The following is a 23,737-nucleotide window of genomic DNA, read 5'->3' as shown; positions in this document are numbered from 1 at the left end:
GCTACATTCATCAAAACACTACACAAGAGAGCTGGGCGATGAATAAATGGGGCGTGGGTTTAACATTATTGCTGGCATCGACCAGCGTTCTGGCTAAGGACATCCAGTTACTGAACGTGTCATACGACCCGACGCGTGAACTTTACGAGCAGTACAACAAGGCATTTGCGGCACACTGGAAACAGGAAACCGGCGACAACGTCGTGGTGCGCCAGTCTCACGGCGGCTCCGGCAAACAGGCGACCTCGGTCATCAACGGTATTGAAGCCGATGTGGTCACCCTGGCGCTGGCCTATGATGTTGACGCGATTGCTGAACGTGGCCGTATCGATAAAAACTGGATCAAACGCCTGCCGGACAACTCCGCGCCATATACCTCGACCATCGTTTTCCTGGTACGTAAAGGCAACCCGAAACAAATTCATGACTGGAATGACCTGATTAAGCCGGGCATTTCTGTCATCACCCCGAACCCGAAAAGCTCTGGCGGCGCACGCTGGAACTACCTGGCGGCCTGGGGCTACGCGCTGCACCACAACAACGGTGACCAGGCGAAAGCTCAGGAGTTCGTGAAAGCGCTGTTTAAAAACGTCGAAGTGCTGGACTCCGGCGCGCGTGGTGCAACTAACACCTTCGTTGAGCGCGGCATTGGTGATGTGCTGATTGCATGGGAAAACGAAGCCCTGCTGGCCACCAACGAGCTGGGTAAAGACAAATTCGAAATTGTGACCCCAAGCGAATCGATCCTCGCGGAGCCGACCGTTTCTGTGGTCGACAAAGTGGTTGAGAAGAAAGACACCAAAGCGGTGGCGGAAGCCTACCTGAAGTATCTCTACTCGCCAGAAGGCCAGGAAATTGCGGCGAAAAACTTCTATCGCCCACGTGACCCGGCTGTCGCGAAGAAATACGAAGGGGAATTCCCGAAACTGAAGCTCTTCACCATTGATGACGAGTTTGGCGGCTGGACGAAAGCGCAGAAAGAGCACTTCTCTAACGGCGGTACCTTCGACCAAATCAGCAAACGCTAAGCGCTGAGAAAGAACGACACGGTGACCCGGTGTGAGAAATCTACCGGGTTTTTTATTTGGTCATCATTTTGCGTTACTCTTTCACTTCAGATGGATACAGGGAACGCGTTGTGAAAAAACTCATTCTGTTGGTGCTGATTGTCCTCGCGCTTGCCGCGGGTGGCTGGTTCTGGATGAAGTCCGGTAACCCGGATGCCTTACGCCATATCGTTCTCGATCAATGTGTGCCAAACCAGATACAACACCGAAACCCTGCGCCCTGTGCGCAGGTGAAGCCGGATGCGGGATACGTGGTGTTTAAAGATCGCAACGGGCCGCTGCAATATCTGCTGATGCCGACGTACCGGATCAACGGCACGGAAAGCCCGCTGTTAACTGAGCCTCACACGCCGAATTTCTTCTGGCTGGCGTGGCAGTCGCGTAGCTTTATGACTCTCAGACGTGGCGCCGACGTGCCGGACAGCGCAATTTCGCTGACCATCAACTCCCCAACCGGGCGCACGCAGAACCATTTTCATATCCATATTTCCTGCCTGCGTGCAGACGTACGTGAAAAGCTCAATGCGAATCAAGGGCAGATTGGCACCCAGTGGCTGCCGTTCCCCGGCGGGCTGGAAGGGCATGAATATTTGGCCCGCAGAGTGACGGAGAACGAACTGGTACAGCGCAGCCCGTTTATGATGCTGGCGGAGGAGCTGCCAGAGGCGCGCGACCATATGGGGCGCTTCGCACTGGCGATGGCGCAACAGTCCGACGGATCTTTTGTTCTGCTGGCGACCGAGCGCAATTTGCTCACCCTTAACCGCGCATCGGCCGAAGAACTACAGGATCATCAATGCGCTATCCTGAATTGACCCCACCATAAATAGCGTTTACTCGCCCTGCCTGTCGCCGTAGACTTGCTGAAAAAAACGACAGGAGACAGGTATGTCGCTCTGGTTAGCTCACCCTCTGCTTCTTCCCTCATTGATTGTTGGCGTCACCATCGTGCTGTGGGCGACGTCGCTGCTGCCGGAATTTATCACCGCGCTGCTGTTTTTCACGGCGGCGATGACCGCCAAAATTGCCCCGCCGGAGGTGATCTTTGGCGGCTTTGCCTCGTCGGCGTTCTGGCTGGTGTTCAGCGGGTTTGTGCTCGGCGTGGCGATCCGTAAAACCGGTCTGGCTGACAGGGCCGCGCGGGCGCTTTCTGCAAAGCTGACCGATTCCTGGGTGTTGATGGTGGCAAGCGTGGTGTTGTTGAGCTACGCGCTGGCGTTTGTCATGCCATCAAACATGGGGCGTATCGCGCTGCTGATGCCCATCGTTGCCGCGATGGCAAAAAGGGCGAGTATCGCTGACGGTTCGCGGGCGTGGTTTGGCCTGGCGCTGGCCGTTGGGTTTGGTACCTTCCAGCTTTCCGCCACCATTTTGCCGGCTAACGTGCCGAACCTGGTGATGAGCGGTGCGGCCGAAGGCTCATACGGTATTCATCTGAACTATGTGCCATATCTGCTGCTGCATACGCCGGTGCTTGGCATTCTGAAAGGGTTAATTCTGATTGGCCTTATCTGTTGGTTATTCCCGGGGAGCCCAAAACCCGCGCGGGATATGGCAACGTCTGAACCGATGGGACGGGATGAAAAGCGTCTCGCCTGGCTGCTGGCAGTGGTGCTGGTCATGTGGGTTACCGAGAGCTGGCACGGTATTGGGCCTGCCTGGACGGGGCTGGCGGCATCGGTGATTGTGCTGCTGCCGCGCGTTGGCTTTATCACCGGGGAGGAGTTTTCGACAGGTGTGAACATGCGTACCTGTATTTATGTGGCGGGTATTCTTGGGCTGGCGATTGTCGTGACGCAGACCGGGATTGGCACTGCCGTTGGCGAAGCCTTGCTGCGGGTCATGCCGCTGGACGCCGATAAACCCTTCACCAGTTTCCTGGCGCTGACGGGGATCACCACGGCGCTCAACTTCATTATGACCGCCAACGGCGTGCCGGCGCTGTATACCACGCTGGCGCAGAGTTTCTCGGACGCGACCGGCTTCCCGCTGCTGTCGGTGATTATGATTCAGGTGCTGGGTTATTCCACGCCGCTGCTGCCGTATCAGGCATCGCCGATTGTGGTGGCAATGGGGCTAGGGAAGGTGCCTGCAAGGGCGGGGATGTTGCTCTGTCTGGCGCTGGCGATTGCAACGTATCTGGTGCTGCTGCCGCTGGATTATCTGTGGTTTAGCCTAATGGGACAGCTGTAAAAAAGCCCGGTGGCGCTGACGCTTACCGGGCCTACAGAACCGTAGGGCGGGTTAGCGAAGCGCCACCCGCCACAAAGGCAATTATGCCTGTTTAGCCGCTTCTGCTGCTTTAACGATCACCGCGAAAGCGTCAGCTTTCAGGGATGCGCCGCCAACCAGCGCGCCATCGATGTCTGGCTGGGTGAACAGCTCAGCAGCGTTAGCCGCGTTTACGGAACCGCCGTACTGAATGATGACTTGTTCAGCCACTTTTGCGTCTGCTTTAGCGATGTGGTCACGAATGAACTTGTGAACAGCCTGAGCCTGCGCAGGGGTTGCTGATTTGCCGGTACCGATAGCCCAGACTGGCTCGTAAGCAATAACCGCGCCTTCGAACGCTGCCGCGCCCTGAGTTTTCAGCACTGCGTCGATCTGACGTGCGCACACTTCTTCAGTTTTGCCTGCTTCGTTTTCTGCTTCGGTTTCACCGATGCACAGAACCGGGATCAGACCCTGTTCTTTCAGCACAGCGAATTTCTTCGCGATGAACTCGTCGGATTCTTTGTGGTAAGTACGACGCTCTGAGTGACCGATGATGATGTATTTCGCGCCGATATCTTTCAGCATTTCAGCGGAAGTTTCACCGGTGAATGCGCCAGACAGGTTAACGTCAACGTTCTGTGCACCCAGAACGATGTGGCTGCCGTCAGCCGCGTGTTTAGCCAGGTCCAGGTACATATCCGGCGGAGCAATAGAAACCGCGCAGCCAGTTACGCCAGCCAGCTCTTTACGCAGGTTAGCAACCAGTTCGTTTACCATGTGGCGGCTGCCGTTCAGTTTCCAGTTACCCATCACTAAAGGATGTCGCATTTCAATTCTCCACGCTAAATAAGCGAATTAAGGAATATGGCCACCCTCACGGGCAGCATGGTCTGTGAATCAGTATAGAGATTTTCCCTCGAAAGGCTTTGCTTTTTGTCATTAATTCGCCCCTCCGAGTGAGTCAGATAGTGCCAGCTTAATCGGTTCAACAGCGAAGGTCAGTCCCTTTTCGCCGTTATCTGCGACAACATAGCGAATAGCGCCTTCCGTATCGGCGTAATAGCGCTTGTTTTTACCCGCCGTCAGCAATTTTTGCAGCTTTTGCTGGCTTTGTGCTTTTGTCAGGGCAGGGGTAAAGGCTTGCAGGATGGCGCTCATATACTCCAGCGCTTTGGCCTTGGCCGCTTTTTGCTCTGGCCCCTGAATCGGCAGCCAGGTTATCTGCATACTTTTGATTTTCAACGTCCCGCGTTCAAGCGCGGTAGAGGCATACAGATTTTCGTTAATTTTACTGGCGGCGCGCGTCAGCGTCGGCGTATCGCGAGCGCTATCAATCGCGCGGAATTCATCCAGCGGCAGCGTGGGGTTGTTATGGTTGAAAGTTTCGCGAAACTCGCTAATCGACTGGTCGAACGAAGGGGCCCCTGCCAGAAGATACGGCGCAGTGGCAGGAGCAGCGGTTTCGGCGGCGTGTAAAGAGAGGCTTGCGCCTGGCATGGCTAAACACAATAAAAGGGAGTAAGCCGAAATTTTCATCAATATTGCCCCTGGCCGTAATTGCTCATGATTAAAACGATATCTGGTCGGCTTGTCAAAAGGTCACAACTCCAGGGTAAAATGCGCGCTATATAATAATGAAGGAACCTTACATGACCATACAGCAGTGGCTGTTTTCATTCAAAGGGCGTATTGGACGCCGTGATTTCTGGATCTGGATGGTGACGTGGGTCGTTGCCATGCTGCTTCTGTTTTTCGTTGCCTACAATGCATGGCTGAGTACCCAAACCGCGGCATTTGCTCTGGTCTGTTTGCTGTGGCCAACGGCGGCCGTGGTGGTAAAACGCCTGCACGATCGCGGTCGCTCCGGCGCTTGGGCATTTCTGATTATTCTGGCGTGGATGCTGGTGGCCGGTAACTGGGCGATTCTGCCGTCGATCCTCCCCTGGGTTGTGGGGCGGCTGTTGCCATCCATTATCTTTGTCATGATGATTGTCGATCTGGGCGCGTTTATCGGCACCCAGAGCGAGAACAAGTACGGGAAAGATACCCTTGAGGTGAAGTACCGCTGATCACCAGTAGTGTTCGGCGGTCATATGGCCCGGCCGGCGGCGAAGATGTTTCGTCATCTGCCGGGTGTCCTTCAGAAGCTGTTGCGTATCCCGGACCATCTGCGGGTTACCACACAACATCACATGGCTGGTTTCGGTGTTCATCGGCAAACCAACCGCTTCTTCCAGTGCTCCACTTTCAATCAACGCCGGAACACGCCCGGTGAGCGAGCCTGCTGCGGTTTCGCGGCTGACTACGGTCTGAATTTTCAGCTTCCCGCCATACTGCTGTTCCAGCTCTTGCATCTGCGGCAGATAACTTAAGTCAGCGGCATAACGCGCGGCATGAACCAGCACGATATTTTTAAAGCGCTCCAGATCTTTGCCGTATTGCAGGATAGACAGATAGGGGCCAATCGCCGTGCCGGTAGCCAGCATCCAGAGGGTGTCGCACTCCGGGATTTCGTCCAGCACGAAGAAGCCCGCCGCTTCGCTCACAATCTGTACATCATCGCCGGGTTTCAGCGCAGCAAGGCGTGGGCTGAGTTTGCCGTCCGGGACGGTGACAAGATAGAACTCAAGATCCGGGTTATCTGGCGCGTTGACGTAAGAGTAAGCGCGCTGCACGCGTTCGCCATCGACATCCAGCCCCAGCTTTGCAAACTGCCCGGCCGTAAACGGATGGATAGGGGCATGGACGGTGAGACTAAATAGCGCATCGGTCCAGAATTGTATCTTTGTGACTTTACCTGTTACCCAGTCCGCCATGATCTTCTCCAGTGCTGTTTCTCTCTTCTATCTTCCGTACTTGTGGCGAAAATTTCCAGCCCGTTCGGGCCGGAAAGCTCTATCGATCAAACGGTTTTACAGAATGTGGGTCTGCACGTCCGGGTCTTTGCGATCGAGATAGTGAATGGACTGAATCCGGCGAATGGTGCGCGATTTGCCACGGATGAGCAGCGTTTCGGTGGTGGCCATATTCCCCTTGCGGGTGATGCCGTCCAGCAGGTCGCCTTTGGTGATCCCGGTTGCGGAGAAGACCACGTTATCGCTGCGGGCCATTTCATCCAGCGCCAGGACTTTATTGGCTTCAATGCCCATGGCTGCACAACGAGCCAGCTCTTCTTCGCCAATACGACGGTTTTCCGCGTTGTCGCCTTTAACGTCATGACGCGGCAGCAGGCGGGCCTGCATATCGCCATCCAGCGCGCGGATCACCGCGGCAGATACCACGCCTTCAGGCGCGCCGCCGATGCCATAAAGCACATCCACTTCGCTGTCCGGCATACAGGTCAGAATAGAGGCGGCAACATCGCCGTCCGGGATGGCGAACACGCGCACGCCAAGCTTTTGCATCTGCGCAATGGTGGCGTCGTGGCGCGGTTTCGCCAGAATGGTGACGGTGAGTTCGCTGAGCGGTTTACCCAGGGCTTTGGCGATATTGCGCAGGTTCTCGTCCAGCGGCAGGCTGAGGTCGATAGCGCCTTTCGCGCCAGGGCCGACAATCAGCTTTTCCATGTACATATCCGGCGCGTTGAGGAAGCAGCCTTTATCACCCACCGCCAGTACGGCCAGCGCATTGGCCTGGCCCATTGCCGTCATGCGGGTGCCTTCGATAGGGTCGACGGCGATATCCACGGCATCGCCTTTGCCGGTCCCGACTTTTTCACCGATGTAGAGCATCGGCGCTTCGTCGATCTCGCCTTCGCCAATCACAATGGTGCCGTCGATATTGACCTGGTTAAGCACAATGCGCATGGCATGGACAGCCGCACCGTCTGCGGTATTTTTGTCGCCACGACCCAGCCATTTATAGCCCGCCAGCGCGGCGGCTTCGGTTACGCGGGAAAACTCGATAGCAAGTTCACGTTTCATGAGGTACTCGTGCAATCAAAAGGAATTGCACGAAGTTTATCACAGAGTGGAAAGACGAGTTCCCTCTCCCCTGCGGGGAGAGGGTTAGGGGGAGGGGAATTACTCTTCGTGCTCTTCCCACGCCAGGGCGCGTTTCACCGCTTTCTTCCAGCCGCTGTAGCGGACGTTACGCTCGGTGGTTTCGATGCCTGGACGGAATTCACGTTCGATCACCGCTTTTTCCTGAAGTTCGTCCAGGTTCTGCCAGAAGCCTACCGCCAGACCCGCCAGGTACGCCGCACCCAGTGCAGTCACTTCGCGTACTTCCGGGCGCTCTACACGTGTACCCAGAATGTCGGACTGGAACTGCATCAGGAAGTTGTTGGCAACCGCGCCGCCATCCACGCGCAGGGCGTGCAGACGAATACCGGAGTCAGCCTGCATCGCTTCCAGAACATCACGCGTCTGGTAGGCGATAGATTCCAGCGTGGCGCGGATGATGTGGTTGGAGTTCACACCACGCGTAAGACCGAAAATCGCGCCGCGCGCATACGGATCCCAGTATGGTGCGCCCAGACCGGTGAACGCAGGCACCACGTACACGCCGTTGGTGTCCTTCACTTTGGTCGCGAAGTATTCGGAGTCGAACGCATCGCTGATAAGTTTCATCTCGTCACGCAGCCACTGGATTGACGCACCCGCCATGAACACCGCACCTTCCAGCGCATAGTTCACTTCGCCGCGCGGGCCGCAGGCGATGGTGGTCAGCAGGCCGTTTTCTGATTTCACCGCTTTCTCGCCGGTGTTCATCAGCATAAAGCAGCCGGTGCCATAGGTGTTCTTCGCCATCCCTTCCTTGACGCACAGCTGGCCGAACAGCGCCGCCTGCTGGTCACCGGCGATACCGGAGATAGGAATACGCGTGCCGCCTTTACCGCCGATGTTGGTCTGGCCATACACTTCTGAAGACTTACGCACTTCTGGCAGCATGGCGCGCGGGATATCCAGCGCGTCCAGCATCTTGTCATCCCACTCCAGGGTGTTGATGTTGAACAGCATGGTGCGCGAGGCGTTGGTGTAGTCGGTCACGTGGACACGTCCCTGGGTCATCTTCCAGATAAGCCAAGTATCAACGGTACCGAACAGCAACTCGCCGCGTTTCGCACGTTCACGTGAGCCTTCCACGTGGTCGAGGATCCATTTCACTTTGGTCCCGGAGAAATACGGGTCAACCACCAGGCCGGTTGCGCTACGCACGTACTCTTCCATGCCGTCGCGCTTGAGCTGCTCGCAGATTTCTGCGGTACGGCGGCACTGCCAGACGATCGCGTTGTAAATCGGCTTGCCGGTTTCGCGCTCCCACACCACGGTGGTTTCACGCTGGTTGGTGATACCGATGGCGGCAATTTCGTCGGAGCTGATATCGGCTTTCGCCAGCACTTCTACCAGCGTGGAGCTTTGCGTCGCCCAGATTTCCATTGGGTCGTGTTCTACCCAGCCTGGACGAGGATAGATTTGCTCGAATTCGCGCTGTGACACGCTGACGATATTCGCGTCATGATCCATTACGACAGCGCGGGAGCTGGTAGTGCCCTGGTCGAGCGCAACGATATATTTTTTTTCGGTCATGGTTTGAGTCCCGTAGTCAGATTACAGCGAAGCTTTTTGTTGTGCGGCAGAAGTCGTTTCCTTCTCCTCTTCCACACAGGTGTCGCACGGTAAGTGGCGACCAATTAATTTGCGATAGCCAAATGCACCCAGTGATGCCCCCACGATTGGCCCGAACAGCGGCACCAGGAAGTAAGGGATGTCTTTGCCACCGGTGAACGCGATGTCACCCCAGCCCGCGATAAAGGCAAAGGCTTTTGGCCCGATGTCACGCGCCGGGTTCATGGCGAAGCCAGTCAGTGGACCCATGGATGCGCCGATAACGGCAATCAGCAGGCCAATCAGCAGCGGCGCCAGCGGGCCACGCGGGATGCCGTTGCCATCGTCGGTCAGCGCCAGGATAACGCCCATCAGGATAGCGGTAATCACCATTTCAACCGCGAACGCCTGCACAAAATTGATATGCGGGTTTGGATAAGTTGAGAAGATGCCTGCCAGATCCAGACTTTCGACACTGCCGCGCACCATATGATGCGTCTGTTCGAAGTCGATGAAAAGATTGTAATAAAGCCCGTAAACTAACGCTGCTGCGCAAAACGCGCCAGCAAATTGAGAAATGATGAAAGGGACAACTTTGCGTCCATCGAAGCACGCGAACAGCCACAACGCGATGGTCACCGCCGGGTTAAGATGTGCACCAGAAACGCCTGCGGTCAGGTAAATGGCCATCGCCACGCCCAGACCCCAGATGATACTGATTTCCCACTGACCGAAACTGGCACCCGCCACTTTCAGTGCAGCGACACAGCCCACTCCGAAGAATATCAACAACCCGGTACCAAGGAACTCGGCGATGCACTGGCCTTTTAAGGTTGATGTCTGACTCATAATCGGAATCCTGAAGAAAAATGAATGTTTATTGTTAGCATGACCGCCCGTGACAGCCACGATGTCCTGTAGACATAGTGTTAATTTATCGTTAACGAGCAAAAACGAGAAATATCGAAATCAAAATGTGTGTACTCCGTCAATAAAATGAGCGTTTTCGCGCCACAAAGCACATTTTTAACGCAACAGCGAAATGAGAGCTGAATCATTTCATTAACGAAAGAGTTAACAATTTAGGGGTATATGCCGCGAACGCACCAGGACGAGGCCGAAAAGTGTTGCAAACCGCGATCTGCGCGGCATGTCGCTGGACAGGGGCGGCGGGGCTTCATACAATCGGCATATATGTTGTGCGCGTTTACGTTAAAGCGTCGCCTTGCAATTCAGGAGAGGTAGGATCATGTCTTTAGAAGTGTTTGAGAAACTGGAATCGAAAGTACAGCAGGCGATTGACACCATCACGCTGCTGCAAATGGAAATTGAAGAGCTGAAAGAGAAGAACAACAGCCTGGCACAGGAAGTTCAGACCGCTCAGCACGGCCGTGAAGAACTTGAGCGCGAAAACAACCAACTGCGTGAGCAGCAGAACGGCTGGCAGGATCGCTTACAGGCGCTGCTGGGACGTATGGAAGAAGTCTGATTCCCTTAGGGATGACTGACCAGGCCGGGTAAGGCGAAGCCGCCACCCGGCTTTTTTATGGTTATCGCTAACTGAGTCAAGCCATAAAAAAGGCCGCCCGAGGCGGCCTTAACGCTACTTGTCCTGCGTTGTCATAGCATAAGCAAAAAACCCACTCGGTTCATCACTCTTTACCACGAGTACGCTGGCGACAATGAACGCAATACATAAATAGCGTTTCATTATGCGGTCCCTGCTGCTAACCGCTCCACCGTTCACCACCGGTGATAAGTCGGTGGACACAAGCCCGGTTAAAGGTTGCTTTACGGTTGTGAATACACCTTTCCCTGGACCGATGCCGATGTGCGAGATGGCGGAAAGGGACGATGCATCATAATGAGCAACAGTAGCGTAGTTAAGGCCTTCAGAGGAAATTAGGAATTTATAAAGGGTCGACGGGGGTTACCAGAGGGATGAACCAGGGTAAGATAAAAATCCTGGTTAAAGGTTGCAAGATAACCCAACGGACCGCGAATCCCGAGGGACAAAAAAACCGCCACATTGCTGTTGGCGGTTTTTTTATGGTTCACGCTGACTGTTCTACTACTCGATATCCAGCGGGTCTTCGGAAAGGATAATGCCGGTGTTATCGGCATAGAGATGGTCGCCGGAGAAGAAGGTCACGCCGCCGAAGTTAACGCGAACGTCGCTTTCACCGATGCCTTCACCCGCAGCACCCACCGGGATGGCCGCGATAGCCTGAATACCGATATCCAGCTCTTCCAGGTCATCGACCTGGCGCACTGAGCCGTACACCACTATCCCTTCCCACTCGTTTTGCATGGCCAGGCGGGCGAGATCGGCGTCAATCAACGCACGGCGCATAGACCCACCGCCATCGACCAGCAGGATACGACCACGACCGTTCTGTTCGAGCAGATCGTACAGCAACCCGTTATCCTCGAAACATTTCACCGTGATGATTTGTCCGCCAAACGACGACCGTCCACCAAAGTTGGTAAACAGGGGTTCTACGACGTTGACATCTTCCTGGTAGATGTCACAAAGCTCGGAGGTATCGTATTTCATAGGGTTAACGCTCTGTTGCTGCGAATGTGTTCAGTATATCGTGCGAAATGCGTTGTTGGCAAAATCATCAATTGTTAATTGATATTTGTCAGTTAACGTAGCAGCTGACTCATAATAATACCCACTACGAACAACAGGTTAGTCAATAATGCCCCTTTCACCGTGCGTTCGAGCATCGGCGGCATTGCGGCTGGATTGCGTTCATGCATCACAAACCGCGCCTGTTTTACCAGCAGCGGCGCGGCCAGAATAAACAGCCAGCCCCACAGGCTGTGCAACGAAATCAGGTTAAACAGCGCCAGACACACCAGTGCGCCCATCAGCAGACAGGTGTGGTAACGACGCGCATTAACCGGTCCCAGGCGTACCGCCAGCGTGTTTTTCCCGTTTTCGCGGTCGCTGTCGATATCGCGCAGGTTATTAATATTGAGTACCGCAGTCGCCAGCAGGCCACACGCCGTAGCAGGCAGGAACAGGGCAGGGATGAGCGTATGTGCCTGCAAATACCAGCTACCCATTACGCTCAGCCAGCCGAAGAAAACCAGCACGGAAATATCACCCAGACCAATATATCCGTAAGGTCGCGTGCCGACGGTGTAGGTAATAGCGGCGATAATGGCGAGTAAACCCAGCACCATAAAACCAATGAAATCCGCCGTGGTTTTGCAGGCCACAGACACCAGCGCCAGGCCGGACAAACAAATCAGTACGACGGTGATAATCAGCGCGCGTTTCATCTGTGCCTGGGTGATCACCCCCTTTTGCATCCCGCGCAGTGGCCCGATGCGATCGGGTTTATCGCTGCCTTTTACGGCGTCACCATAATCGTTGGCGAGATTGGAGAGGATTTGCAGCAGCCCGGCGGTGATGAGTGCCAGACCGGCGACCAGCGGGTCAAAATAACCCTGCCACCAGGCAAGGGCGGAACCCACGACAATCGCGGCAAAGGCCAGAGGAAGCGTTTTAGGGCGCAGACTTTCGAGCCACGCCTGAGTACGGCTGATATCAGTCATAGTTATTTAGCCAATAAAAATGGGGCTTTTCAGCCCCATTAACAGTGATGAGAATGCAGTAACCGCGATTATAGGATAAAACGGCTCAGATCTTCATCTGCCACTAACGCATCCAGATGTTTACTCACATATTCTGCGTCAATGGTAATGCTTTGACCGTTCAGGTCGCTCGCATCATAAGAGATATCTTCCACCAGGCGTTCCAGCACGGTGTGCAGACGACGCGCACCGATGTTCTCGGTGGTTTCGTTCACCTGCCATGCGGCCTGGGCGATACGTTTGATACCGTCTTCAGTGAACTCAAGGTTCACCCCTTCGGTCGCCATCAGCGCTTTGTACTGTACGGTAGCAGAGGCGTTTGGCTCGGTCAGGATACGTTCGAAATCTTCGGTGGTCAGTGCCTGAAGCTCAACACGGATTGGCAGACGACCCTGCAATTCCGGGATCAGATCGGACGGGCTGGCAACCTGGAAAGCGCCTGACGCGATAAACAGGATGTGGTCAGTTTTCACCATACCGTGCTTGGTGGAGACGGTGCAGCCTTCAACCAAAGGCAGCAGGTCGCGCTGAACGCCTTCACGGGACACATCCGGGCCGGAGCTGTTGCCGCCGCGCTTACAGATTTTGTCGATTTCGTCGATAAACACGATACCGTGCTGCTCAACCGCATCGATAGCATCTTGCTTCAGCTCTTCCGGGTTCACCAGTTTTGCCGCTTCTTCTTCGATAAGCAGCTTCATCGCGTCCTTGATTTTCAGCTTACGCGCTTTCTGCTTCTGGCCGCCCAGGTTCTGGAACATGGACTGCAACTGGCTGGTCATCTCTTCCATACCTGGAGGAGCCATGATTTCAACACCCATCGGCGCGGCAGCAAGATCGATCTCAATCTCTTTGTCGTCCAGCTGGCCTTCACGCAGTTTTTTGCGGAATGCCTGGCGTGCGGCGGATGGCTCAGCCTGCTGCTCAGCCTGGCCCCAGTTGTTTTTAGCCGGTGGGATCAGCACGTCGAGAATGCGCTCTTCGGCCATCTCTTCGGCACGATAGCGGTTTTTCTCAATGGCCTGGACACGCACCATCTTGATCGCGGAGTCAGTCAGATCGCGGATGATAGAATCCACTTCTTTACCGACATAGCCCACTTCGGTGAACTTAGTCGCTTCAACTTTGATGAACGGCGCGTTGGCCAGCTTCGCCAGACGGCGGGCGATTTCGGTTTTACCGACACCGGTCGGGCCGATCATCAGAATATTTTTTGGGGTCACTTCGTGACGCAGCTCTTCATCGAGCTGCATCCGACGCCAGCGGTTACGCAGGGCGATCGCCACGGAACGCTTAGCGTTATCCTGGCCGATAATGTGTTTGTTCAGTTCGCTGACAATTTCGCGTGGGGTCATTTCAGACATGGGAGATCCTTACGCTTTGGAGGTCAATTCTTCGATGGTGTGGTTGTGGTTGGTATAGATGCAGATATCACCTGCAATATCCAACGCTTTCACCGCGATATCACGTGCGTTCATGTCGGTATTTTCCAACAGCGCGCGGGCAGCAGCCTGGGCGTACGGGCCACCAGAGCCGATAGCAATCAGGTCATTTTCGGGCTGAATAACGTCACCGTTACCGGTGATAATCAGCGAAGCGGTTTCATCGGCCACCGCCAGAAGGGCTTCGAGCTTGCGCAGCATCCGGTCGGTACGCCAGTCTTTCGCCAGCTCAACGGCGGCTTTCACCAGATGACCCTGGTGCATTTCCAGTTTGCGTTCAAACAGTTCAAACAGCGTGAAGGCATCAGCGGTGCCGCCTGCAAAACCGGCGATCACTTTGTCGTTGTATAAACGACGGACTTTCTTCACGTTGCCTTTCATGACGGTATTACCCAGCGTGGCCTGGCCATCACCGGCGATTACCACTTGGCCGTTACGGCGTACACTTACTATTGTTGTCACGAGCAGACCCCCTGGTTACAGATTCGGGAAACAGAAGCCCTGAGCCTGTGCTCAGGGCTGAATAGAATGATAGATGGGGGGGAATTTGGGGGTTTCAACCCCCGGAAGCAAGTCGAATGCAGTTTGTGTGACCGGCAACCTTCAATCGGGAGATAGTGCCATCGGCATTTTCTTTGCCTTTGACCGGGCCAATCACCACGCGGTTCCAGCCATTGTTGGTGGTGATGCGTGAATCAAATCCTTCAAATGCCAGCTGAGCACGTACCGTTTCTGCCTGCTCTGCACCTTTAAACGAACCGCACTGCACCATCCAGCGGCGCTCGTCTTTTTTCTCTGCCGTTTGCTTAGGCGCTTCTGTCTCTTTCGTGACCGGGGCCGCCTGTTGCGTCTTCGGTTGCTGTGCCGTGGTGTGCGCAGGGGTTTGCAACAGATCCTGATACGCCTGGGTCTGCGTCGCCTGTTTCTGCGTTTGTGCCTTAGGCGCCTGAACAGGCTGCGTCTGTGCGGTACGCGTTTGCTGCTGTGGCTGTTGGTAAGGTTGCTCTGTCACACGCGGCTGCGTGCGAGGCTGCTGCACCGGCTGAGTCTGTGTCCACTGCTGTTGTGGTTGCTGCTGTTGCTGCTGTTGGCTCAGCAGCTGTGCCTGGCGCTGACGTTGCAGCGTTTGCTGGCGTTGCGCTGGCGTTTGTTCATTCCACGGCACTTCGTTCAGCTGTGTCGGCTGCTGGCGCATATCGGCCTGCATCTGAGCCAACAGTTGACGCTGTTCGTCGGTCAGCTGATTCGCGTTCACGACTTCACCACCGGCTGAAGGCTCAGTCGGTGCGCGAACGCCCGGCTGGCGACTTTCCAGCTCTTTGATATAACGCCAGCGCTCTTCAGGTTTTGGCGGTAAGCCATTACCGGCAACCTTGTTGCCCTGAAGCGCCTCGGCATCTTCTTTCTTATGGTGAGTAATAAAGTACAGGCCACCGATAAAGGCTACCACTACGGCCGCGGCAATAGCGACCATCGCCGGGGAGACAGCAGGCAGGCTACGTTGCTTATTCCTTGAGCTACTCTTTTTGCGTCGCGAAGGTGCCGGCTGGCCGCGACGTACATAATCTCGTTGTGCCACTATCGTTTCGCTGTATTTATTCGTTCGTCAGCCCGCCATGTTACTTAAGCGGCGGGGCTTTGACCAGATAAGGTGTCCTAAAGGTATTTACTTTAAGTCAATGCCTGGGTCGTGCCGCGCACAATCAGCTCGCAATCCAGCAGCCGTGATCCGCTACTAACTGTCTGACCGTGCAGCTGATCCAGCAGAAGGAGCATCGCTTCGCGGCCAATCTGGTAGCGCGGTTGCGCGACGGTTGAGAGCGGCGGATCGCAAAATTCTGAAAGAGAAATATTATCGAACCCGATGATCGACAAATCTTTTGGCACGCGCAGACCGCGACGTTTGGCATAAGACAACGCACCCAGCGCCATCACATCACTGTGGCAGAATACCGCTGTTGGCGGCTGCGGCAGCGCCAGCAGTTTTTCCAGCGCCAGCCCACCGGCTTCAAAGGTGAAATCACCGCGCGCAATATAATGCGGGTCAACCGTTGCGCCGGTACGTCGCAGTGCCTGAACGTAGCCCTGCAGGCGGTAGTGGCACAGTGGCATCTCTTCAGGCCCGGCGATACAGCCAATACGTTTGTGCCCCAGCTCCTGAAGATAGTTCACCGCGTTAAAGGCTGCGGTGAGGTTGTCGATATGCACCGTCGGCAGTTCCAGCTCAGGGGCGAATTCGTTCGCCATCACCATCGGCGGTAAATTACGCTGCTCTTCAATGCTGGCATCAAAAGGCAGGCGCGAGCCGAGCAGCAACATACCGTCGATCTGCTTGGTGATAATGAGGTCGATAAAGGTTTTTTCCTGCTGATTCTGGTGAGCACAGTCGCCAATCAGCACCAGATAGCCTTGTTCGGCAGCGGTGACTTCAATGCCGCGGATGATTTCGCTAAAGAAGGGATCGCAGATGTCCGGCACTATCACCAGTATCGTGCGCGATTCATTGCGCTTAACGTTACGTCCCATTGCCTGCGGGAAATAGCCGACTTCCAGCGCCGCCTGCTCTACCCGATTGCGGGTCGCCTGGGAGACTTTATCCGGGTTCATTAATGCGCGGGACACGGTTGCCGTCGATACCTGAGCTTTCTGGGCAACGTCTTTCATGGTCGCCGTGGCAACCTCTTTCCTGGACTTCACGTCTTCTCCTCGCATGAACACCGAACTTCTGACACCTCATTTTTACAGATAGTTTATGAGAGCGGTTACAGAATTTTCATAAAAAGTGTGAGGAAGGTTGAATTTTTTCGATCCGTCTCGCAACAGAGGCTTAGCCTTCAATGGGATCAACATCCAGGACCCATTTAACCTTACGCGCTTCCGGCAGGGTATTTATCAATGCCAGCGTGCCGCTGACAATATGTTGTAAGCGTATACGCGAGGGGTGCTGCAATAAAATTTGCCAGCGGAAACGCCCGCCACGCTTGGGTGCCAGTGCAGGAACAGGCCCTAAAATCCACAGCTGGTTATCCACCAGAGGGCTGGCTTGCAGCAGATTTCGCAACTGCTGGAGGAACAGCGGTGCCTGCTGATTATTATGATCTTCCGCGCGGATGATCACGTGGCTGGTCCACGGCGGCAGCTGCATGGTCTGACGCTCAGCCAGCGCTTGTTCGGCAAACGCGTCGTACCCTTTATGCAGCAAGGTTTGCAGCAAAGGGTGTTCCGGATGGTGCGTTTGTAGCACCACTTCTCCCTGCTTCCCGGCGCGACCGGCGCGACCCGCCACCTGGGTATAGAGCTGGGCAAAACGTTCGGCTGAGCGGAAATCGGCAGAGAACAACGCGCCATCCACATCCAGCAGGGCGACCAGCGTGACATCCGGGAAGTGGTGCCCTTTGGCCAGCATCTGAGTCCCAATCAATATACGTGCGCCGCCGCGATGCACTTCCGCGAGCTGTTGCTCAAGCGCGCCTTTGCGGCTGGTGGTGTCCCGGTCGATACGCGAAATAGGAACATCCGGGAAGAACGGGGCCAGCGCTTGCTCCAGCTGTTCCGTCCCCAGACCGACCGGCACCATGTGCGTCGAACCGCACGACGGGCACTGGCGCGGGATAGGCCTTTGGCTGTCACAGTGGTGGCAGCGTAAATGGCGTTGTGCCTGGTGAAGCGTGTAGTAGTGGTCACAGCGCGGACATTCCGCAATCCACCCGCAGTCGTGGCACAGCAGCGCCGGGGCGAATCCGCGTCGGTTCAGGAACAGGATCACCTGATTCCCGGCCTGCAAATGCTGGCGCATCCGGGTGATTAACGCCGGTGCTAATCCGGCCTGCACCTGCTGACCTTTCAAATCCAGCACATGCTGAATGGCCGGGCGGGCATTTCCCGCGCGGCGCGTCAGGCGCAGCATATGGTATTTACGCTGGCGAACGTTGTGCAGCGTTTCCAGCGCAGGCGTGGCGGAGCCGAGAATAATCGGGATCTGCTCGCTGTGGGCGCGATAAACGGCCAGGTCGCGGGCATGGTAGCGCCAGCCTTCCTGCTGTTTATAGGAGCTGTCATGCTCTTCATCTATTACGATGACGCCCAGATTTTTAAACGGGGTGAACAGCGACGAGCGTGTGCCAATGACAATGGCGGCTTCACCGTTTTTCGCTTTGAGCCACGCGCTGAGTCGCTCGCTGTCGTTCAGACCTGAGTGCAGCACTTCCACCGGCGCATTAAAACGTTCACGAAAACGGGCGATGGTTTGCGGCGTCAGGCCAATTTCCGGCACCATGACCAGCGCCTGCTTGCCCTGGGAGAGCACATTTTCCAGCACGCTAAGATAGACTTCGGTCTTGCCGGAGCCCGTAACACCCGCCAGCAGCCAGGCGGAGAAATGGTCGGCGGCGCTGTGAATCGCCCCCACGGCGGTCGCCTGTTCGGTATTCAGGCGTAAGCGATCCCCGGAAACGGAAAAATTGTTGCGCCAGTCATAAAGGGCGGGCGCTTCGCTTGCCAGCTCGCACAACCCTTTTTTACGCAGCGCCTGAAGCGCCGCGTCATTAAAGTCGAGCTCTTCAACCTGATGACGCCAGATACGCCTCTGGCGCAGGGCGGCCAGCGCCTGCTGCTGTTTAGGGGAACGTTTCAGGCTGTTAATGTCTACCGCTTGCCCCTGTTCGGTGGCGAACCAGTACCACATCGGCGCGTGGCTGGCGCTCTTCCCCTGGCGCAGTAAAATCGGCAGGGCATGGAACAGAACATCGCCAATCGGGTGGTGATAGTATTCGGCCGCCCACAGCAACAGCCGCCAGGTGCTTGTTGAGAAGACCGGCTCGTTATCCAGCACTTCTGCAACGGCTTTCAGCTCATTAACAGGAAGCTCACTTTTATCGCTGATGGAAACCACAATCCCCACGCGCTGCTGCTTGCCAAAGGGCACGGTCACGCGACAACCCGCTTTGGCATTCATGCTGTCAGGCAGCAGATAGTCAAAGGTGCGGGGAAGCGGAACGGGCAGGGCAACGTGAGCGACGGGCATCGAATCTTCCTGACTTGAAAAGTGGCGCGTTAGTATACACATTAGTAAAAGCGGCGTGCGGATCAGTTTGCATACGCAGGTCAAATTCTGTATGATTCGCCGCCTTTGATGCGCTTTATGCAGTGTCAAAACTATACTATTAACATCGCGTGGTGTCTGGCGTTAGGGCTGGAAGAGCGACGCGGCCTTAACTGAGGTTCTCCCATGAAAAAAGATATTCACCCGAAATACGAAATGATTACTGCAAACTGTTCTTGCGGTAACTCTATTCAGATCCGCTCCACCGTGGGTCACGATCTGAACCTGGACGTGTGCGGCAAATGCCACCCGTTCTTCACTGGTAAGCAGCGTGATGTTGCAACCGGTGGCCGTGTTGACCGCTTCAACAAGCGTTTCAGCATCCCGGGCGCTAAATAAGTTTCCCGAAAAAAAGGCACCGAAAGGTGCCTTTTTTGTTTCTGCAAATCAGTATTCCCACGTATCCGGGTCGATACCCAGTTCACGCATAATCACCTTTGCCTCTTCCGGGATTTCATCGCTGCGCTCTTTACGCAGGTCTTCATCATTCGGCAACGGTTGACCGGTAAACGCATGTAAAAATGCTTCACACAGCAGTTCGCTGTTGGTCGCGTGACGCAGGTTGTTCACCTGACGACGCGTACGTTCATCGGTGAGGATCTTCAACACCTTCAGAGGAATGGAAACCGTAATTTTCTTTACTTGCTCACTCTTCTTACCGTGCTCAGCGTATGGGCTGATATATTCGCCGCTCCATTCAGCCATGAGATACCTTTAATCCTCTCAGTCATTAATCTAAAGGTGCAAAACCCTGTAATAAAGGAGTGTTTTGGACCGTAATCTTGCGTAGTTTACCGTAGAGACACTACCGTGGCACGGATATTGGCACTGCGGCGTGCACTAAAGCATATAATTTTAACGGCTATTTGCGCATTGCTCAATCTATACGCAAAGAAGTTTAGATGTCCAGATGTATTGACGTCCATACTTTCAATGTTTACTCTGATGCCTGACTTTTCACCTAATAAGCCAGGAAGCCTTCACCATGACGCGTAAACAGGCCACCATCGCAGTGCGTAGCGGATTGAATGATGACGAGCAGTACGGCTGTGTTGTCCCGCCGATTCATCTTTCCAGTACTTACAATTTCACCGGATTTAATGAACCCCGTGCGCACGACTATTCCCGTCGTGGCAACCCTACGCGTGACGTGACCCAGCGCGCGCTGGCGGAGCTGGAAGGTGGCGCAGGTGCGGTGTTAACCAACACCGGTATGTCTGCCATCCATTTGGTGACAACGGTCTTCCTGAAACCAGGCGATCTGCTGGTTGCGCCGCACGACTGTTATGGCGGCAGCTATCGTCTGTTCGACAGCCTGGCAAAACGGGGCTGTTATCGCGTGCTGTTTGTTGATCAAAACGACGAACAAGCCCTGAAACAAGCACTGGCAGAGAAGCCAAAGCTGGTTCTGGTGGAAAGCCCAAGCAATCCATTGTTGCGTGTTGTCGATATTACGAAAATTTGTCAGCTCGCAAGGGATGCGGGAGCGATAAGTGTAGTGGATAATACGTTCCTCAGTCCGGCCCTTCAGAACCCACTGGCACTGGGTGCAGATCTTGTATTGCATTCATGCACTAAATATCTGAATGGCCACTCTGATGTGGTGGCGGGCGTGGTGATTGCAAAAGATCCCGACGTTGTCACCGAACTGGCATGGTGGGCCAATAACATTGGCGTCACCGCAGGCGCGTTTGATAGCTACCTGTTGTTACGTGGCATTCGCACGCTGTCGCCGCGCATGGAAGCGGCACAACGTAACGCCCTGGCGATTGTCGATTTCCTGAAAACGCAGCCGCTGGTGAAAAAACTGTATCATCCATCGCTGCCGGAAAATCAGGGGCATGAGTTTGCCGCGCGTCAACAGAAGGGTTTTGGCGCGATGTTAAGCTTTGAACTGGATGGCGATGAGCAAACGCTGCGTCGCTTCCTGAGCGGGCTGTCATTGTTTACGCTGGCGGAATCATTAGGTGGGGTCGAAAGCTTGATCTCCCACGCCGCAACCATGACGCACGCAGGTATGGCACCCGAAGCTCGTGCCGCCGCCGGTATTTCTGAAACGCTGCTGCGTATTTCGACCGGTATTGAAGATTCTGAAGATTTAATTGCCGATCTGGAAAATGGCTTCCAGGTCGCAGCCAAGGGGTAATCATGAGTGTGATAGCGCAGGCAGGGGCGAAGGGTCGTCAGCTGCACAAGTTTGGTGGTAGTAGTCTTGCTGATGTGAAGTGTTACCTGCGTGTCGCAGGGATCATGACAGAGTATTCACAGCCAGGTGACATGATGGTTGTCTCCGCGGCTGGCAGCACCACCAACCAGTTGATTAGCTGGCTGAAATTAAGCCAGACCGATCGCCTTTCTGCGCATCAGGTTCAACAGTCCTTACGTCGTTACCAGAGCGAACTCATTGCTGGTTTGCTGCCAGCTGAGGTCGCTGATGGGCTGATTTCTGCGTTTACCCATGACCTTGAGCGCCTGGCTGCACTGCTCGACAGCGGCATTACCGATGCGGTGTATGCCGAAGTGGTGGGTCACGGTGAAGTCTGGTCTGCGCGTCTGATGGCGTCCGTTTTGCAACACCTGGGTGTTGAAGCCGCGTGGCTTGATGCGCGCGACTTCCTGCGTGCTGAGCGTGCTGCACAGCCGCAGGTCGACGAAGGCTTGTCTTACCCGCTCCTGCAACAGCTGCTGGTGCAGCACCCGGGCAAACGCATTGTGGTGACCGGCTTTATCAGCCGCAGCAACGCGGGTGAAACCGTGCTGCTGGGGCGTAATGGCTCTGACTACTCTGCAACGCAAATCGGTGCGTTGGCCGGCGCTTCCCGCGTAACTATCTGGAGTGACGTCGCAGGTGTTTACAGCGCGGACCCGCGTAAAGTGAAAGATGCCTGCCTGCTGCCGTTGCTGCGCCTGGATGAAGCCAGCGAGCTGGCACGTCTGGCTGCTCCGGTACTGCACGCCCGTACGCTTCAGCCTGTTTCGGGTAGTGATATCGACCTGCAACTGCGCTGTAGCTACACCCCGGATCAAGGTTCTACCCGCATTGAGCGTGTGTTGGCCTCCGGCACGGGCGCGCGTATCGTCACCAGCCATGACGACATCTGCCTGATTGAGTTCCAGGTGCCAGCCGGCCAGGACTTTAAACTGGCACACAAAGATATCGACCTTATTCTGAAACGCGCGCAGGTGCGTCCGTTGGCCGTTGGCGTGCATAACGATCGTCAGTTGCTGCAATTCTGCTATACCGCAGAAGTGGCCGACAGCGCGCTGAAAATTCTTGATGAAGCTGGCCTGCCGGGTGAACTTCGCCTGCGTCAGGGGCTGGCGCTGGTGGCGATGGTGGGTGCGGGCGTCACCCGTAACCCGCTGCACTGCCACCGTTTCTGGCAGCAGCTGAAAGGCCAGCCGGTTGAGTTTACCTGGCAGTCGGAAGAGGGCATCAGCCTGGTGGCCGTTCTGCGTAAAGGGCCAACGGAAAGCCTGATTCAGGGTCTGCACACCTCCCTGTTCCGCGCGGAAAAACGTATCGGCCTGGTGCTGTTCGGCAAAGGGAATATCGGTTCCCGCTGGCTGGAGCTGTTCGCGCGTGAGCAAGAGACGCTTTCAGCGCGTACCGGGTTTGAATTTATTCTCGCGGGCGTGGTGGACAGCCGCCGTAGCCTGCTGAACTACGAAGGCCTGGATGCCAGCCGTGCGCTTGCGTTCTTTAATGATGAAGCGGTTGAACAGGATGAAGAGTCACTGTTCCTGTGGATGCGTGCGCACCCGTATGATGACCTGGTGGTGCTGGACGTCACGGCCAGTGAACAGCTTGCCGATCAGTATCTGGATTTCGCCAGCCACGGTTTCCACGTCATCAGTGCCAATAAACTGGCGGGCGCGAGCAGCACGGATAAATACCGTCAAATCCATGACGCGTTTGAGAAAACGGGCCGTCACTGGTTGTATAACGCCACTGTCGGCGCGGGTCTGCCGGTTAACCATACCGTGCGCGATCTGATTGAAAGCGGTGACAGCATTCTGGCGCTGAGCGGTATCTTCTCCGGTACGCTCTCCTGGTTGTTCCTGCAATTCGATGGCACCGTTCCATTTACTGACCTGGTGGATCAGGCGTGGCAGCAAGGATTGACCGAGCCAGACCCGCGTGTTGACCTGTCCGGGAAAGACGTGATGCGAAAGCTGGTGATCCTGGCGCGTGAAGCGGGTTATGACATCGAGCCGGGCTCGGTGCGCGTGGAGTCACTGGTCCCTGCGGGCTGTGAAGAAGGCTCTGTCGACCACTTCTTCGAAAACGGTGACGAGCTTAATGACCAGATGGTGCAACGTCTGGAAGCGGCGCAAGAAATGGGCCTGGTGCTGCGCTATGTGGCTCGCTTCGAGGCGAACGGTAAAGCGCGTGTTGGTGTCGAGGCGGTTCGTCCAGAGCACCCGCTGGCGGCGCTGTTGCCGTGCGACAACGTTTTTGCAATTGAAAGCCGCTGGTATCGCGATAACCCGCTGGTGATCCGTGGCCCGGGCGCTGGGCGCGATGTGACCGCTGGGGCAATCCAGTCTGACATCAACCGTCTGGCTAAGCTGCTGTAACCTCTGCATTTCCCTCTCCTTTTGGGAGAGGGAACTTCTCGTCATCATGAACTTCCCTCATCTTCCCTGAGCATTCCTCACCGTTATTGTTGATTATTTCTGTTGACGCCACTCCGCTTTTCCGTCATTTTTACATCTGGACGTCTAAACGTATAGAAGTTCGAATCACAACAA

General features: G+C 55.4%; 22 protein-coding genes. 8 read left to right on the top strand and 14 right to left on the bottom strand.

What is annotated here, in order from left to right; genetic code table 11:
* The first annotated feature begins 38 nt into the window (after positions 1–38).
* The 3 genes from N1249_RS22070 to N1249_RS22060 all read left to right on the top strand — a co-directional run bounded on the left by N1249_RS22070 (position 39) and on the right by N1249_RS22060 (position 3,260).
* Positions 39–1,028: a sulfate ABC transporter substrate-binding protein gene (locus tag N1249_RS22070; protein ID WP_259833428.1), complete on the top strand. Its 990-nt coding sequence runs from the start codon at positions 39–41 to the stop codon at positions 1,026–1,028.
* A 110-nt stretch (positions 1,029–1,138) separates the two neighbouring features.
* On the top strand, positions 1,139–1,882 hold the full coding sequence (locus N1249_RS22065; protein ID WP_259833426.1) for a CDP-diacylglycerol diphosphatase: 744 nt from the start codon (positions 1,139–1,141) through the stop codon (positions 1,880–1,882).
* A 73-nt stretch (positions 1,883–1,955) separates the two neighbouring features.
* On the top strand, positions 1,956–3,260 hold the full coding sequence (locus N1249_RS22060; protein WP_259833424.1) for an SLC13 family permease: 1,305 nt from the start codon (positions 1,956–1,958) through the stop codon (positions 3,258–3,260).
* 81 nt (positions 3,261–3,341) lie between these two features.
* Here N1249_RS22060 and tpiA read toward each other — a convergent pair whose 3' ends face one another.
* Together tpiA and N1249_RS22050 are read right to left on the bottom strand one after the other, a co-directional pair.
* Positions 3,342–4,109, bottom strand: a complete 768-nt coding sequence (gene tpiA, locus N1249_RS22055; protein ID WP_259833423.1) for a triose-phosphate isomerase — start codon at positions 4,107–4,109, stop codon at positions 3,342–3,344.
* Between the two features lie 111 nt (positions 4,110–4,220).
* Complete coding sequence (locus N1249_RS22050; protein WP_409193156.1) at positions 4,221–4,817, bottom strand: DUF1454 family protein; 597 nt, start codon at positions 4,815–4,817, stop codon at positions 4,221–4,223.
* A 113-nt stretch (positions 4,818–4,930) separates the two neighbouring features.
* On the opposite strand from N1249_RS22050, the gene N1249_RS22045 reads away from it, so the two are divergent.
* On the top strand, positions 4,931–5,350 hold the full coding sequence (locus tag N1249_RS22045; protein WP_014072354.1) for a DUF805 domain-containing protein: 420 nt from the start codon (positions 4,931–4,933) through the stop codon (positions 5,348–5,350).
* On the opposite strand, the gene fpr is transcribed toward N1249_RS22045, so the two are convergent.
* The 4 genes from fpr to N1249_RS22025 all read right to left on the bottom strand — a co-directional run bounded on the left by fpr (position 5,351) and on the right by N1249_RS22025 (position 9,679).
* The gene (gene fpr, locus N1249_RS22040; protein ID WP_014072353.1) at positions 5,351–6,097 is read right to left on the bottom strand and encodes a ferredoxin--NADP(+) reductase; all 747 of its coding nucleotides are present in this window, start codon (positions 6,095–6,097) and stop codon (positions 5,351–5,353) included. It abuts the gene before it with no gap.
* A gap of 96 nt (positions 6,098–6,193) precedes the next feature.
* The gene (gene glpX, locus N1249_RS22035; protein WP_259833421.1) at positions 6,194–7,204 is read right to left on the bottom strand and encodes a class II fructose-bisphosphatase; all 1,011 of its coding nucleotides are present in this window, start codon (positions 7,202–7,204) and stop codon (positions 6,194–6,196) included.
* 99 nt (positions 7,205–7,303) lie between these two features.
* Positions 7,304–8,812, bottom strand: coding sequence for a glycerol kinase GlpK (gene glpK, locus N1249_RS22030; RefSeq protein WP_259833419.1), 1,509 nt, complete (start codon positions 8,810–8,812; stop codon positions 7,304–7,306).
* Between the two features lie 21 nt (positions 8,813–8,833).
* Positions 8,834–9,679, bottom strand: coding sequence for an MIP/aquaporin family protein (locus tag N1249_RS22025; RefSeq protein WP_259833417.1), 846 nt, complete (start codon positions 9,677–9,679; stop codon positions 8,834–8,836).
* Positions 9,680–10,079: 400 nt separating this feature from the next.
* Here N1249_RS22025 and zapB point away from each other — a divergent pair, with 400 nt between their 5' ends.
* On the top strand, positions 10,080–10,319 hold the full coding sequence (gene zapB / locus N1249_RS22020) for a septal ring assembly protein ZapB (RefSeq protein ID WP_014072349.1): 240 nt from the start codon (positions 10,080–10,082) through the stop codon (positions 10,317–10,319).
* Positions 10,320–10,901: 582 nt separating this feature from the next.
* Here zapB and rraA read toward each other — a convergent pair.
* From rraA to priA, 7 genes are all read right to left on the bottom strand, one after another.
* Positions 10,902–11,387, bottom strand: a complete 486-nt coding sequence (rraA, locus tag N1249_RS22015) for a ribonuclease E activity regulator RraA (RefSeq protein ID WP_182062996.1) — start codon at positions 11,385–11,387, stop codon at positions 10,902–10,904.
* A gap of 92 nt (positions 11,388–11,479) precedes the next feature.
* Entirely contained in the window at positions 11,480–12,406 is a 927-nt protein-coding gene (gene menA / locus N1249_RS22010; protein ID WP_259838243.1) for a 1,4-dihydroxy-2-naphthoate polyprenyltransferase, read from the bottom strand.
* 62 nt (positions 12,407–12,468) lie between these two features.
* Positions 12,469–13,803 (bottom strand): HslU--HslV peptidase ATPase subunit, encoded by a 1,335-nt coding sequence (gene hslU, locus N1249_RS22005; RefSeq protein ID WP_166718504.1) that lies wholly within the window; start codon positions 13,801–13,803, stop codon positions 12,469–12,471.
* Positions 13,804–13,812: 9 nt separating this feature from the next.
* Positions 13,813–14,343 (bottom strand): ATP-dependent protease subunit HslV, encoded by a 531-nt coding sequence (gene hslV, locus N1249_RS22000; protein ID WP_014072345.1) that lies wholly within the window; start codon positions 14,341–14,343, stop codon positions 13,813–13,815.
* 94 nt (positions 14,344–14,437) lie between these two features.
* Positions 14,438–15,460: a cell division protein FtsN gene (ftsN, locus tag N1249_RS21995; protein WP_259833415.1), complete on the bottom strand. Its 1,023-nt coding sequence runs from the start codon at positions 15,458–15,460 to the stop codon at positions 14,438–14,440.
* Between the two features lie 92 nt (positions 15,461–15,552).
* Positions 15,553–16,578: a DNA-binding transcriptional regulator CytR gene (cytR, locus tag N1249_RS21990; protein WP_217188661.1), complete on the bottom strand. Its 1,026-nt coding sequence runs from the start codon at positions 16,576–16,578 to the stop codon at positions 15,553–15,555.
* Between the two features lie 130 nt (positions 16,579–16,708).
* Entirely contained in the window at positions 16,709–18,904 is a 2,196-nt protein-coding gene (gene priA / locus N1249_RS21985) for a primosomal protein N' (RefSeq protein ID WP_259833413.1), read from the bottom strand.
* Between the two features lie 204 nt (positions 18,905–19,108).
* Between priA and rpmE the strand changes: the two genes are divergently transcribed.
* The gene (rpmE, locus tag N1249_RS21980) at positions 19,109–19,321 is read left to right on the top strand and encodes a 50S ribosomal protein L31 (protein WP_014072341.1); all 213 of its coding nucleotides are present in this window, start codon (positions 19,109–19,111) and stop codon (positions 19,319–19,321) included.
* A gap of 48 nt (positions 19,322–19,369) precedes the next feature.
* Here the strand turns inward: rpmE and metJ are convergent, their stop codons facing one another.
* Positions 19,370–19,687, bottom strand: a complete 318-nt coding sequence (metJ, locus tag N1249_RS21975) for a met regulon transcriptional regulator MetJ (protein WP_007369220.1) — start codon at positions 19,685–19,687, stop codon at positions 19,370–19,372.
* A 280-nt stretch (positions 19,688–19,967) separates the two neighbouring features.
* Between metJ and metB the strand changes: the two genes are divergently transcribed.
* Both metB and N1249_RS21965 read left to right on the top strand, forming a co-directional pair.
* Positions 19,968–21,128 carry a cystathionine gamma-synthase gene (metB, locus tag N1249_RS21970; RefSeq protein ID WP_259833412.1) on the top strand — a complete coding sequence of 387 codons (1,161 nt, stop codon included), beginning with the start codon at positions 19,968–19,970 and terminating at the stop codon, positions 21,126–21,128.
* A 2-nt stretch (positions 21,129–21,130) separates the two neighbouring features.
* Positions 21,131–23,563, top strand: coding sequence for a bifunctional aspartate kinase/homoserine dehydrogenase II (locus N1249_RS21965; RefSeq protein WP_259833411.1), 2,433 nt, complete (start codon positions 21,131–21,133; stop codon positions 23,561–23,563).
* Positions 23,564–23,737 lie beyond the last annotated feature (174 nt).

Origin of the sequence: Enterobacter sp. CP102, from assembly GCF_025152625.1 — a bacterium.
Classification (GTDB): Bacteria; Pseudomonadota; Gammaproteobacteria; order Enterobacterales; family Enterobacteriaceae; genus Enterobacter; species Enterobacter soli.
Note: the sequence above shows the minus strand (reverse complement) of the source record. Positions and strands in the feature narration are given on the sequence as shown.